11 protein-coding genes and 1 pseudogene are annotated in these 13329 nt (G+C 72.0%); 6 read left to right on the top strand and 6 right to left on the bottom strand.

Annotated elements, in window-relative coordinates; genetic code table 11:
* Positions 1-40 precede the first annotated feature (40 nt).
* From D0D28_RS08960 to D0D28_RS08945, 4 genes are read right to left on the bottom strand one after another with little or no spacing between them, the layout of a single operon-like run.
* Positions 41-658: a DUF1707 SHOCT-like domain-containing protein gene (locus tag D0D28_RS08960; RefSeq protein WP_116110314.1), complete on the bottom strand. Its 618-nt coding sequence runs from the start codon at positions 656-658 to the stop codon at positions 41-43.
* 48 nt (positions 659-706) lie between these two features.
* Entirely contained in the window at positions 707-1351 is a 645-nt protein-coding gene (locus D0D28_RS08955) for a response regulator transcription factor (RefSeq protein WP_116110319.1), read from the bottom strand.
* Positions 1348-2484 (bottom strand): MacS family sensor histidine kinase, encoded by a 1137-nt coding sequence (macS, locus tag D0D28_RS08950; RefSeq protein WP_116110313.1) that lies wholly within the window; start codon positions 2482-2484, stop codon positions 1348-1350. The genes D0D28_RS08955 and macS overlap by 4 nt, the downstream gene beginning before the upstream one ends.
* The gene (locus D0D28_RS08945) at positions 2481-3659 is read right to left on the bottom strand and encodes an AI-2E family transporter (RefSeq protein ID WP_116110312.1); all 1179 of its coding nucleotides are present in this window, start codon (positions 3657-3659) and stop codon (positions 2481-2483) included. Before D0D28_RS08945 ends, macS begins: the two co-directional genes overlap by 4 nt.
* Before the next feature lie 199 nt (positions 3660-3858).
* Here D0D28_RS08945 and D0D28_RS08940 point away from each other — a divergent pair, with 199 nt between their 5' ends.
* From D0D28_RS08940 to D0D28_RS08920, 5 genes are all read left to right on the top strand, one after another.
* On the top strand, positions 3859-4599 hold the full coding sequence (locus D0D28_RS08940) for a hypothetical protein (RefSeq protein ID WP_094003280.1): 741 nt from the start codon (positions 3859-3861) through the stop codon (positions 4597-4599).
* A gap of 164 nt (positions 4600-4763) precedes the next feature.
* Positions 4764-5222, top strand: a complete 459-nt coding sequence (locus tag D0D28_RS08935; RefSeq protein WP_094003279.1) for a hypothetical protein — start codon at positions 4764-4766, stop codon at positions 5220-5222.
* Positions 5223-5266: 44 nt separating this feature from the next.
* Positions 5267-5515, top strand: a complete 249-nt coding sequence (locus D0D28_RS08930) for a hypothetical protein (RefSeq protein WP_094003296.1) — start codon at positions 5267-5269, stop codon at positions 5513-5515.
* Between the two features lie 295 nt (positions 5516-5810).
* Complete coding sequence (locus D0D28_RS08925; RefSeq protein ID WP_116110318.1) at positions 5811-6722, top strand: hypothetical protein; 912 nt, start codon at positions 5811-5813, stop codon at positions 6720-6722.
* A 197-nt stretch (positions 6723-6919) separates the two neighbouring features.
* On the top strand, positions 6920-9823 hold the full coding sequence (locus tag D0D28_RS08920) for a beta strand repeat-containing protein (RefSeq protein WP_116110311.1): 2904 nt from the start codon (positions 6920-6922) through the stop codon (positions 9821-9823).
* A 60-nt stretch (positions 9824-9883) separates the two neighbouring features.
* On the opposite strand, the gene D0D28_RS08915 is transcribed toward D0D28_RS08920, so the two are convergent.
* Entirely contained in the window at positions 9884-10654 is a 771-nt protein-coding gene (locus tag D0D28_RS08915) for a dioxygenase family protein (protein ID WP_094003277.1), read from the bottom strand.
* 124 nt (positions 10655-10778) lie between these two features.
* On the opposite strand from D0D28_RS08915, the gene D0D28_RS08910 reads away from it, so the two are divergent.
* On the top strand, positions 10779-11150 hold the full coding sequence (locus D0D28_RS08910; protein ID WP_094003276.1) for a hypothetical protein: 372 nt from the start codon (positions 10779-10781) through the stop codon (positions 11148-11150).
* Here the strand turns inward: D0D28_RS08910 and D0D28_RS08905 are convergent.
* Positions 11136-13318: pseudogene (locus D0D28_RS08905) on the bottom strand (excinuclease ABC subunit UvrA). The gene D0D28_RS08910 and the pseudogene D0D28_RS08905 sit on opposite strands and share 15 nt — an antisense overlap.
* Positions 13319-13329: the final 11 nt, after the last annotated feature.

Raw genomic sequence — 13329 nt, 5'->3', positions numbered from 1 at the left:
TTCTTCGGCCATTAGGGGCGCGGCGCCCCCAGCCGCGCCCCTAATGGCCGAAGAACCCCCGCCGCGGGTGGCGGATCACCAGTGAGCCTCCGTGCAGCCGGCCGGCGAACACCAGCCGCGGGTTGCCGGGCCTGCCGTCGGAACCCGTCTTGTCCTGGAGGGAGCCGTACTTGATCTCGGTGATCGCGTTCAGGTCGACCGCCGCGTGGTCCGGGATGATCACCTCGACCGAGCCCCACTTGCAGTCCAGCTCGACCCGCACCACCGGGCTCGCCACCTGCGCGTCGCTGAAATCGAGCTTCGTCGAGCCGTACCGGTTGCGCACCACCACCTCCGGCGGCACCAGCCACCGGCCGTTGCGCACCAGCGCCGAGTACTTCGCGTTCAGCTCCAGCCGCTGGTCCGGCGAGTACGACACCGCCGGCGCGGCCGGGTACACCTCCGGGTGCACCAGCCCGGGCAGGTCCGCGAGCACCGCGTTCAGCTCACCCCGCGTGCGCGCCGCCAACGCCTTGTCGGTCCGCTCGGTGAACTCGTCGAGGTCGATCATGCCGCGGCCGATCGCCTTCTGCAGCACCTCCACGACGTGCTCGCGCTCCGCGTCCGACACCCGCAGGTCGCGCGGGCTCATCGGCTTGGTCCCGGTCTCCTCGCCCATGCCACCACGCTACGACCGGCGACCCCGGGACGAGATCCGGGAAAATCCCTAGTCTTTGTCGAGCCCGTGCTCGATCGCGTAGCGCGCCAGCTCCACCCGGTTGTGCAGCTGCAGCTTCCGCAGCGTCGACTGCACGTGGTTCTCCACCGTCCGGTGCGACAACACCAGCCGCTCGGCGATCTGCCGCGCCGTCAGACCCTTCGCGACCAGCCGCAGGACGTCGGTCTCCCGCTCGGTCAGCCGCGGCGGCGCCACCCCGCCCGCCGGCGCGGCCGCCATCCGCCGGTACTCGCCCAGCACCAGGCCGGCCAGCCCGGGCGTGAACACCGGGTCGCCCTCCGCGGTCCGCCGCACCGCCTCGACCAGCTCCGGCACCGACGCCGACTTCACCAGGTACCCGGACGCCCCGGCCTTGACCGCCTCCAGCACGTCGCTGTGCTCACCGCTGGCCGACAACACCAGCACCCGGGTGTCCGGCAGCGACGTGGTGATCTCCCGCGTCGCGTCGACCCCGGAGGTGTTGCCCAGGTTCATGTCCATCAGCACGACGTCCGGCCGCACCGCGGTCGTGATGGGCATCGCGGCGGCGGCGTCCGGCGCGGTCGCCCGCACGTCGAACCCGTTCTCGGTCAGGTCGCGTGCCACGCCGTCCCGCCAGATCGGGTGGTCGTCGACGACCATCACGCTGATCATGTCCTCGGCACCCGGATCTCCCATTCGGTCCCCTGCCCTGGCGCGGTCTCCAGGGAGATCGTGCCACCGAGTTCGGCCACGCGTCCCCGCATCGAGTGAACAACCCCCATCCGGCCCTCACTCTCCGCGTCCGCGAGCCGTCCCGCGGGGATGCCCGGGCCGTCGTCCCGCACGGTCACCACGACCTCACCGCCGACGTCCTCCAGCAACACCCACGCCTTGGCCGCCGGACCGGCGTGCTTGTCGACGTTGGACAGGGCCTCGCGGACCACGGCGACCAGCTCCGCGGTCGTCCGGGACGGCAGGTTCACCTCCCCCGCCGGCGCCGCGACCTGGACCTTCGACGATCCGAGCAGCTGCAGCGCGGCCCGCAGATCGGTCTCGCCGGTGCTGTGCCGCCGCGGCCCGGTGGTGACCAGCGCGCGCAGCGCGATCTCCTGCTCCCCGGCCAGTTCGGCGAGCTCGGCCGCCTCCCCGCCCAGTTCGGCGCCGCGCCGCCGGACGCGCGCCAGCACCTGCAGGACGCTGTCGTGGATGTCGCGCGCCAGCCGTTCCCGCTCGGCGTTGGCGACCTCGGTGCGCAGCGCCTCGGCGAGCACGGCCGCCGACTTGCGCGCGGTCGACGCGCTCATGCCGATCAGCAGCCCGCTCGCGACCAGCAGCACACCGTCCCGCGCCACGTCGAGGGTGAACCCCTGCCGCGCGATCCCCGTCGCGGCCGCGATCACCAGGCCGGCGGCGACCCCGCCCACCCCGCCGAAGCGGGTGCCCGCCGCGACCGGCGCACCGGCCACCCACACGGTCGTGATCAGCGGGGCCACCGCCGCGTTCTGCTCGTCGGTCAGGATCCACGGCGAGGTCAGCATCAGGGCGCAGGTGACCAGCACGTCGGCGAAGACGAACCACCGCCACCGCCACCGCAGCGCCTCCCGCGCGTAGACCAGGGCGGTCGCGACCGTCCACAGTGTCATCCCGCCGAGCACGGTCCAGGCCAGCCACGGACGCTGGTAGCCGTCGTTGTGCACGATCACCGCGCCGACCGCGAACAGCAGCGTGAGCACGCGCAGGCCGATCGTGCCCCACCACAGCGGGGTGGCCGGTTCGCGCGCGGTGGGCCCGAACCGGCGGCTCACGACTTGCCTGGGTCGCCGGGCTCCTCGTCCGCCTCGGCGGGATCGGCGTTGGGCACGGCCTCGATGTCGTGCAGGACGTCGACCTCGGCCGGCTCCGGGTCGACCTCGTGCAGCAGCGAGCGCACACCGGCGTTGACGATCGACATCAGCGGCACCGCAAGCAGCGCGCCCGGGATGCCGTAGACGACCAGGCCGGCGGCGATGCCGAGCACGACGGCCAGCGGGTGCAGCTTGACCGCGCGGCCGAGCAGCAGCGGCTGCAGGATGTGGCTCTCCAGCTGCATCACCGCGATGATGATGGCCAGCACGATCAGCGCGGTGACGAAACCCTTGGTGACCAGCGCGACCAGCACCGCGACCGCACCGGTGATCACCGCGCCGAAGATCGGGATGAACGCGCCGATGAACACCAGCGTGGACAGCGGGATCGCGAGCGGGACGCCGAGGATCGCCAGCCCGATGCCGACGCCGACCGCGTCCACCACGGCGACCGCCGCGGTGGCGCGGACGAACGCGACCAGCGAGGCGAACCCGCGCCGGCCCGCGACGTCCACGCGGCGCCGGACCCGCTGCGGGATGCCCAGCGTCACCCAGCTCCAGATCTTGTCGCCGCCGGCGAGGAAGAAGATCAGGACGAACAGCGTCAGCACGAAGCCGGTGAGGATCTCGCCGACCGTGGTCGCCGTGGTGAGCGCACTGTTGGTGAACGCCGCCTGGTTGTCCTGCAGGAAGCTGATCGAGTTGTCCAGGAACTGCTGGATCTGCTCCTGCTTGAGGTGCAGGTCGTTGATCAGCCAGTCCCGGATCTGGTTGAGGCTGTTGTTGACCTGGCTGGTCAGCGCGGGCAGGCCATCGGTGATGTTGATGACGACGAACGCCAGCATCCCGCCCAGGACCGCGAGCCCGCCGATCAGCACGATCGCGGTCGCCAGCCCCCGCGGCACCCGGACCTGCACCAGCCGTGCCACCGCCGGGGCGAGCAGGCCGGCGCCGAGCAGCGCGATCGCGACCGGGATCACCACGACCGACAGGAAGGCGAGCAGCCGCAGGATGAGGTAGGCGGCCGCGGCCACCACGAGCAACCGCCAGCTGAACGCGGCGCTGACCCGGAGCCCGCGCGGGACGACCGAGTCGTCGCTGAGGAATCCGTATTTCGGAGGCTGCGGCTCAGTCACGGATCCACCCTATCGAGCGGGACGAATACGGCAGCGCAACGCGCGGAAGCCGCGGCCGCGGGCGCAGCGTCACACGATCAGGCGCAAGTGCCGTCATCGAGTCAGCGCAAGTTCCGACGGTATGTCAATCTTCGACCAAGATCGACACTGCGTGATCGCGCTGACCACCCAGCGCGATGAGAGGAGTGGCAGCTTCTCCATGACGCGACGGACCACGGCCGGGAACATCCTGGTGCGCGTACTGCTCGGCATCGCCGGGGCGTTCGCGGTCACCCTGGTGTCCTGGCTCGTCGCGTCGTCGGCGTCGGCGGACGAGGCGGTGCCGGATCCGCTGTCCCCCTTGCTCGGCCTGGTCGGTGGGACGACCGAGCCGGTGCACGACGTCGTGCGGCAGGTGACCGGGATCATCGCGCCGCCGCTGCGAACCGACCGGATCGTCGCTTCGGTGACCGGCACCACGCCGGTGTTCGCGGAACCGGTGCGGCCGCGGGCCGCCGGAACCACCCGGGCGAGCGCGCCGAAGCCGCCGCCGGCTGTGCCCGATCGCCGGGCCGCTCCGGTGCTGCCGCGAGTGCCGGAGCCGCCACCGGTTCCGCCGAAGGTCACCTCACCGGCGCCGCTCCCCGCGTCGGAACCCGCCCCGGTGCAGCCCGAACCCGCTGAGCCCAAACCGGTCGAACCCAAACCGGTCGAACCCGGACCGGGCGCGCCCGAACCGGCGGCACCGGTGCACGGCGCCTGCGCGGCTCCGGTGCACGCCACGGACGCGGCCGGCGTCTGCCCGCTGCGCCCGGCGCCGCCGCCGATGCCGTTCGCCGTGGTCGCGGAATCCCATTCCGCCGACCGCGGATTCCTCCGGGCGGAACGCGTCCGAAAGTTTCCCGATCGATTTCCCGGCACGTCCGCACGACTTTTCCAACCGTTTCCCTTTGTGCCCTGAACAGCCGCTCTGACCAGCAGTGGAGCGGCTCTGTGTGCTGCCCGAAAGCGCTTTCTTCACACTTCCGGGTAATCGATCTGGCGCATTCTTCCATTCGACGTTTAACGTCAGTTGCGACGGGAGTGCGTGGAACTTCCGGTCGATTGAAAAGGAGTGCACTGACGATGTTCAGCAAATTCCGCAAGACGACGGCCGCGGCGGTGCTGGTGGGGGCCGGCCTGCTCGCGATGGGTGTCTCCGGTGGGACGGCGTCGGCGGCGACCGGCGCGGAACCGTCCGGTCTGACCTGCCCCGCGCAGGTGCCTTCGCACCCGACGGGCGCCGATTACGTGAACGCGTGGAACCAGTCCGGGGCGTGCTTCGGCGCCGGTGCCGCGGGTCTGGTCAGCTCCGCCTGGGCGGGTGCGATCCCGTCGATCGTGCAGGGGGCGGCGGGTTCGGTCAGCGGCCGGGAGGACAGCGGGCTGACCGCGCCGGTGGTCGTCCCGTCCGACCCGACGGGCGCGGACTACGTCAATGCGTGGAACGAGTCCGGCGCGTTGGCGGGTGCGGGTGCCGCGGGTCTCGCCAGCTCCGCCTGGGCGGGTGCGATCCCGTCGATCGTCCAGGGCGCGCTCGGATAGCGCTTTCACCGGAACCGAACGCCCACAACGAAGGAGTGCAGATCATGAGCAGGACCCTGATGCGTGGCGCCGCCGCTCTCGCCATCGCCCTCGGCGCTTTCGCCTTCGCCGGTGGAACCGCGTCGGCGGACGAACTGACCGCCCCCGTCGTGGTGCCGTCGCACCCGACGGGTGCGGACTACGTGAACGCGTGGAACGAGTCCGGCGCGCTGGCCGGTGCCGGTGCCGCGGGTCTCGCCAGCTCCGCCTGGGCGGGTGCGATCCCGTCGATCGTCCAGGGCGCGCTGGGCTGATTTCCCTTGGGGCGCCCAGGATCCCTCGCGTTCTGGGCGCCCCGCGGGTGTGGCCGGTCCGATCACGTCCCGTGATGTCCGGCCACACCCGGTGTTCTTCACACGATCGTGCGATCAAGTCGTGTCGAGGGTGCGAGGGCCCCCCGAGTTTTGGTTATCTCGACAGCGCAAGCGATTACCGCATCAATGCGAGCACGTTTCGGACACGGCTCGACCGGGAAATCGCGATCAACTTCTTCGACAGGAGACGGTGTTGCAGGCGAACGCGGCCATGGGACGGGGTACGGCTTCGGCCGTGCGCTGGCTCGTCCGCGCCCTGCTCGTGATCGCCGGTGCCGTCCTGGGCACCACGGCCGCCTGGCTGATCGGCGACGCCACCGCCTCCGCCACCCAGCTCGCCCCCGCACCGGCGGACACCCGCACCAGCGGGGACGAGGCGACCCCGGTCACCGACCGCGTGGTCACCGCGACCGACGACCTCACCTGGGGCGTCTCCGACCTGGTCGGCAACGCCACCGCCACCGCGCTGAAGTACGGCATGGCCGGCGGCCCGGCGGACCCGGCCCGTGGCGAGGCCGCCGCGGCGGACCTGCGTCAGACGGTCCACTCGTTCACCCGCGACGCGGTGCTGCGTCCGGTCGAGCGCACCCTCGGCACCGCCGAGCACATCAGCCGCAAGCCGCAGGACGCGCCGCAGGTGATCGGCCAGGCGCTGACCCCGCCGCCCGCGGTCGCCGAGTTCGGCAACAAGGTGTGGGGTTTCCTGCACCCGGGCGGCAAGAGCCTGATCAAGCTGCCGGGCCTGCGTGGCTTCGACGACGCCGAGCAGTCGGCCGCGCTCCCCGCGGCCGACGTCCTGCCCGCCCCCGCAGCCGCGCCCGTGATGGGTCCGGTCGCGAAGGCGGTGCCGGACGTACCGCACGGCGTGGTGTCCAAGGTCGGTCCGCACGACCGCGGCACCGACCGTTCCTCCGGCGACCGGCGGGACCAGTTCCCGTACTCGCCGCTGCGCGGACCGCTCGCACCCGCGGGTGTTCCGTTCGCCCCCGGTGGCGCTGTCACCGGTGGTCACATCGACGGCCTGCTGTTCGGCGTTCCCGCCGGCGGCCCGGCCGTGCGTGGTGTGGACGACCGCAGTGCCGTCCGCATCGTTTCCCGGCACACGCCGGTTCAGCCGGGCGAGCAGCCCGGTGTCACTCCTGACTGATTTTCGCGCGGGGTAGCTCGAAGCGCCGCCCTGTTCGCCGTGCCCCTTCTTCGGACCGGCGTCGCGCGCACAGCCAGAGCACCCCGCTTTTTCCAGCCCTCGCGGGCTTCCTCACCCATGCCCGCGATCCCCGGTGCTCTGTCAGTGCACCGACTTCAAGCCCCGCAAGGGAACCCGAAGAAAAGGAGAAACCCTCGATGCAGACCTGGGCAAAGCGCGGAATTCAGACCGCGCTGGTCACGGGTGGCTTGCTGATGCTGGGTACCGGCATCGCATCTGCCGACGAGAACATCAACCCGGACAGTCCTGCCGGTCCGCTGGACGTCAACCTGAGCGTCCCGGTGAAGGTCCAGGACAACGCCCTGGGCACCCTGGGCAAGCAGGTCGACCTCCCTGAGGTCGACAAGGAGATCAGCACCAAGCCGGTCACCGGCGCGGTGAACAAGGCGGCCGCCCCGGTCACCAAGACCGGCGCGCTGAAGCCCGCCGCCCCGGCCATGGGCGCCGCCAACGGCGTCATCGCCAAGGCCACCGACGCCGCCAGCGGTGCGGCGCAGCGCGTCGGCCAGGCGACCCACCCCGGTTCGCAGCGCGCCACCGTGGCGCAGGACGCCACCCCCTCGGTGCAGGACAACGGTGACCCGTTCCACGGCAACAAGGTCTCGGGCAACATCGCCGTGCCGATCCTGATCAGCGGCAACGCCCTCGGCGTGCTGGGCGACGCGGCGGTCGAGTCCGACGCGACGCAGACCTACGAGCACGACTCGGACATCAACACCGACGGTTCGCACGGCGGTTTCGCCGGCAACGTCGTCGCGCTGGACTGGGCCGCACCCATCCAGATCTCGGGCAACGCGCTCGGCCTGGTCGGCAGCGGCCACACCTCGGGCAGCGCGACGCAGGAGGCGTCGACCACCGGTGACATCGTCACCGACGGCACCAACGGCGGCCTGTCCGGCAACGTCGTCGCCCCGCAGGGCGCGACGCCGCTGCAGGTGTCGGGCAACGCCCTGGGCTGGTTCCTCGGCCACGCCGAGACCGACTTCGAAGGCTCCAGCGAGGCGGAGTCCGGCGGCTCGATCGAGACGCACGGTTCGAAGGGTGCGGGCACCGGTAACGTCGCCGGGATCCCGGTGGCGCTGCCCGCCAAGGTGTCCGGCAACGCCGTCTCCTGGGGTGGCGACGCCGACGTCCCGTCCGGCGCCTACGAGACCGAGGCCGAGGCCGGCGACACCAAGCCGGGCATGAACGACATCCCGACCTACATCCAGACCGACGGGGACGACTCGTTCCTGGCGGGCAACGTCGCGCAGCCGCAGCCCGCGGTTCCGGCGACCGTCGCGGGCAACGCCGCGGCCTGGATCGGAAACACGCTCGTCGGCGGCGGCGCGGACCGCCAGGGCGGCGGCGTGGACCTCGGCAGCGACGCGCAGGCCGGTGGCTTCACCAGCACCAGCGGTGAGGACGCGGCCGGTTCCGGCAACATCGCCGACGCGCCCGTCGCGCTCCCGGTCGAGGCGTTCTGCGTCGGCGGGACCTGGATCGGCAACGCGCACGCCAGCGGCTGCGACAACGACGTCGAGGCCGAGGCCGGCTCGGGCACCTACACCACCGGCAACGGCTCGTTCCTCGGCGGCAACACCGTGTCCGCCCCGCCCGCGGGCACCGTCGAGGTGTTCGGCGTCGGCGGCTCGTGGATCGGCAACGCCTCGGGCAGCGCGACCGAGACCAAGGACGTCAAGGCCGGCGGGTACAACGGCAGCCAGGGCAACGACTCCACCGGCTCGGGCAACGTCGTGCAGACTCCGGTGGCCCTGCCCGCCGAGGTCTTCGGTGTCGGCGGGTCGTGGATCGGTCAGGGCGCCGGGGAGGCGTCCGAGACCAAGACCGTGACCTCCGGTGGCGGCGGCAACACCCAGGACGACAACGCCGCGGCCAGCGCGAACCTGGTCCAGGTGCCGGTTTCGGCGCCGGTGCAGGCGTTCGGCATCGGTGGCGCGTGGATCGGCCAGGGCTCCGGCGCGGCCACCACCGACACCACCTCGACGGCGGGTGGCATCGGCCACGCGACCGGTAAGGGCGGCTTCCTGTCCGGCAACATCGGCGCGGCGCCGGTGTCGCTGCCCGCGCAGGTGCACGGCATCGGCGGGGCGTGGATCGGCAACGGCTTCGGCGAGTCGGAGAACGTGACCGACTCGACCGCGGGTGGCGACCTGTCCACCACCGGTGAGGGTGGCTCGATCGCGGGCAACATCGTCGAGGCGCCGGTCGGCGCCGTGGCCACCGTCTTCGGTGACGCCGCGGTGTGGGGCGGCGTGGTCAAGGGCGTCGCGTCCAACGACGTCGTGTCGACCGCGGGCGGCGACGCCGAGACCAACGGTGAGGGCGGCTCGATCGCCGGCAACGTGGTCGCGGCCCAGCTGCTGCCGGTGGCCCAGGTCTTCGGCAACGCCGCGAGCCTGGTCGGTGTCGCGCACGCGGCCGGTGTGAACAGCACCGAGGCCAACTCGGGTGGCGACATCACCACCTCGGGCGAGGGTGGCGCGCTGTCCGGCGACATCTTCGACGTCCCGGCCGCGGCCGTGGCGCAGGTGTTCGGCAACGCCGTCTCGCTGGGCGGGGTCGCGCACGCGTTCGCCGACAACACCACGGTCGGCACCGTGGGCGGCACGGACACCACGTCCGGCCCGGCCAAGGCCCTGTCCGGGATCACCAAGCAGGTTCCGGTCGGCGTCGTCGCCCAGGTCTACGACATCCCGCTGGGCCTGATCGCGGTCACCAGCACGACGGTGCGCAACGCGACGGACATCTCGGTCGCCGGCCAGGAGCCGCAGATCGACCTGCCGATCACGATGCCGGAGATGGGCGCCACCGCCCTGCCGAAGCTGCCGGCGCTGCCCGCCCGCGCGGAGCGCTCCGCGCTGCCGGCCGAGCTGCCGGGTGCCGGCCGGGCCGAGCTGCCCGAGCTGCCGACGAGCGTCGAGGGCGTGCTGCCCACCGGCGACGTCCCGGCCATCGCGCAGCTGGACTCCAACCCGACCGCCGTCTTCGAGCAGGTCAGCGACCTGGTCAGCGGCAAGGGGATCAACATCAAGGGCTGATGCCCTGACGTGAAGCGGGCCCGGGAGCGTGTGCTCCCGGGCCCGTTTTTCGCGTGCGGGTCAGCCGATCTGCACGGACCGTTTCGCCAGGCCGTACCAGTAGCCGTCGATGACGGTCTCCGGCTCGGCGTCCGCGGAACCGGCGCCGAGGCTGACGAACAGCGGCGCGAAGTGCTCGATGCGCGGGTGCGCGAGCGTCGCGGCGGGCGCCTTGTGGCGGAAGTCGAGCAACGCGTCGATGTCGTTGGCCCGCAGCGTTTCCGCGCCCCACTGGTCGAACTCGGCGGACCACCGCGGCGGGGTGCCGTCCACGCCGACGCCCATCGCGGAGAGGTTGTGCGTGAAGAACCCGCTGCCGATGATCAGCACGCCCTCGTCCCGCAGCGGCCGCAGCTTGCGGCCCAGCTCGAACAGCTTCCGCGGGTCCAGCGTGGGCATGGACATCTGCAGCACCGGCACGTCCGCGTCCGGGTACATCTCGACGAGCGGCACGTAGGCGCCGTGGTCGAGGCCGCGGTCGGGCGCCTCGTGCACCTCGGTGCCCGGGCCGGTCAGGAGCTTGCGCACCTTCGCGGCCAGGTCGGGCGCGCCGGGTGCCGGGTAGGTGACGGTGTAGTAGTGGTCGGGGAAGCCCCAGAAGTCGTAGACCAGCGGAACCGTCGTGGTCGCGCCGACGGTCACCGGCGCCTCCTCCCAGTGCGCCGAGACGACGAGGATCGCCGTGGGCTTGGGCAGGTTCGCCGACCAGTCGGCCAGCTGGCGGGTCCACAGCGCGTCATCGGCGAGCGGCGGCGCGCCGTGGCTCAGGTAGAGCACGGGAGTCGCACTCATCGCAGCCTCCATGTTTGAAAGTTCAACTACTACGGTACCCGACGCACCGGGGTCGCGGGGTATTCCCGGGCGCGGAACCGGTACAGACTGGCGCGGCGCGGACGGCGGGCGCCTATCCTGAACCATGGTGGTCAACGTGGCGATCTACCTGGTCGTGTGTGCCACGCCCCCGGTGCTGTTCTGGCTCGCGAGCAAGACCCCCGCGGTGGTCGCCGCCCTCCGGCGCCGCACGGAACCAGCGCCGGCCGGCCCGCCGATCGAGCAGCTCGCCGCGGACCTGCGCCGCGTGCACCGGTGCCTGGCGGACCTGGCCCCGGACGCGCCGATGCTGCGCCGCCGCGCCACCCACCAGGCGTACGACGCGTTGCTGGTCCAGGCTTGCGCGGCGCTCGGCCTGCGGCACTGGCTGGACGAGCTGCCGGAAGGCGTGGAACGCGACGTGGAGCGGCTGCGCGTGGAAGAGGCGCTCCGGCGGGCCGGCCTAGCGGTCCCCTGACAGCCGGACCAGGTGCCGCCCGGTCTTCGACCGCGGCTGACGGGCCAGCTCCGCGGGTGGCCCCTGGAACAGCACCCGCCCGCCGTGCCTGCCCGGCCCCGGACCCAGGTCGATGATCCAGTCCGCCCTGGCGATCACGTCGAGGTTGTGCTCGATGACCACGACGGTCGAGCCGCCCGCCACCAGCCGGTCGAACAGGTCGACCAGTCCGGCGACGTCGGAGGGGTGCAGTCCGGTCGTGGGTTCGTCGAAGACGTAGATCCGGCCGGGCGGGCGAGCTCGACGGCCAGCTTCAGGCGTTGCCGTTCCCCGCCGGACAACGTGTTCAGCGGCTGGCCCAGCGACAGGTATCCCAGTCCGGCCTCGACCAGCCGGTCCAGCATCGGCTCGTCGGGGAACACCGTCCGCGCGTCCCGCGCGCTGAGGTCGAGCACGTCGCTGATCGTGCGACCCCGGTAGGTGTACCGCAGGACGTCCACGACGAAGCGGCGTCCCTGGCACTCCTCGCACGTCGAGACCATCGGGTCGAGGAAGGCCAGGTCGGTGTAGATCACGCCGAGGCCGTGGCAGCGCGGGCACGCCCCCGCCGAGTTGGCGCTGAACAGCGAGGGGCTCACCCCGTTCGCCGTGGCGAAGCGTTGCCGGATGCCGTCGAGGATCCCGGTGAAGGTCGCCGGGCTGGACCGGCGCGACCCGCGGATCGGGCTCTGGTCGACCGACACCGCGTCCGGGACGAACCCGTGCACCAGCGTGCTCTTGCCGGATCCGGCCACACCGGTGACGACGGTCAGCACACCGAGCGGGATGTCCGCGTCGACTTCGCGCAGGTTGTGCCGCGTGGCGCCGCGGATCTCCAGGAAGCGTTCGGCCCGCCGCGGGTTTTCCTTGATCCGCGGGCGGTGCCGCAGGTAGCGGCCGGTCGGGGTGTCCGCCAGCCCGGCGACCGCGCCCTGGTAGACCACCCGGCCGCCGTCCTGCCCGGCGCCGGGGCCCAGGTCGATGACGTGGTCGGCCGCGGCGATCACGTCCGGGTCGTGCTCCACCACCAGCACGGTGTTCCCCTTGTCCCGCAGGCTCTTCAGCAGGGCGACCAGCTGCGTCACATCGTCCGGGTGCAGGCCGACACTCGGCTCGTCGAAGACGTAGAGCATGTCGGTGAGGCTGCTGCCGAGGTGCCGCACCATCTTCACGCGCTGCGATTCACCGCCGGACAGGGTCGAGGTCGGCCGGTCCATCGTGAGGTAACCGAGACCGATCGACACGAGCCGCTCCAGCTGCGCGACCAGTCCCGCGACCACCGGCTCCGGTTCGGTCAGCGTGCGCACGAAGGCCAGCAGGTCCTCGGCCTCCATCGCCGCGCACTCGGCGATCGAACGTCCGGCCACTGTGGACGCCAGCGCCTCGGGGGCCAGCCGCGCGCCGTGGCACTTCGGGCAGGTCTCCTCGGTCACCACCCGCTCGAACGCCTCGCGGGTGCGGCCCTTCAGCGCGTCGGCGTCCTTCGGCAGCCAGATGCGTTCGAACCGCGGCAACAGGCCTTCGTGGTCCGGTGAGCCGTGCAGGAACCCGTCCCACTCCGCCGTCGAGTACTCGGCGAGCGGCTTGTCCAGGTCGAACCGGCCGGAGTCGGCGAAGGTGCGCCACATCCAGCCGCCGGGCTGGAAGGTGGGGAACCGGATCGCGCCCTCGTTCAGCGAGCGGCCGCGGTCGATGAGCTCGTCGACCACGATCGTCCGGGCGGTGCCCAGGCCGGTGCAGCGCGGGCACATCCCCTGCGGGTCGTTGAAGGAGAACGCGTTCGAGTACCCGGCGAACGGCCGTCCGGCCCGCGACCACAGCAACCGCATCAGCGAGTAGATGTCGGTGACCGTGCCGACCGTCGAGCGCGGGCCACCGCCGAGGCGTTTCTGGTCCACCACGATCGCGGCCGACAGGTTCTCGATCGCGTCGACGTCGGGCTGGCCGTAGCGGGGCAGCCGGTTGCGCACGAAGGTGGTGAACGTTTCGTTGAGCTGCCGCTGGGACTCGGCCGCGATGGTGTCGAACACCAGCGAGGACTTGCCCGATCCGGACACCCCGGTGACCACCGTGAACGCGTGCTTCGGCAGTGCGACGGTGACGTCCCGGAGGTTGTGCTCCCGGGCACCCACGACCCGTAGTTCTGTCATGCGCCCGACGC

Source organism: Amycolatopsis ruanii (assembly GCF_003385175.1).
Classification (GTDB): Bacteria; Actinomycetota; Actinomycetes; order Mycobacteriales; family Pseudonocardiaceae; genus Amycolatopsis_E; species Amycolatopsis_E thermalba.
The sequence above is the reverse complement of the archived record's forward strand: the minus strand, read 5'-3'. Positions and strand labels throughout refer to the sequence as shown.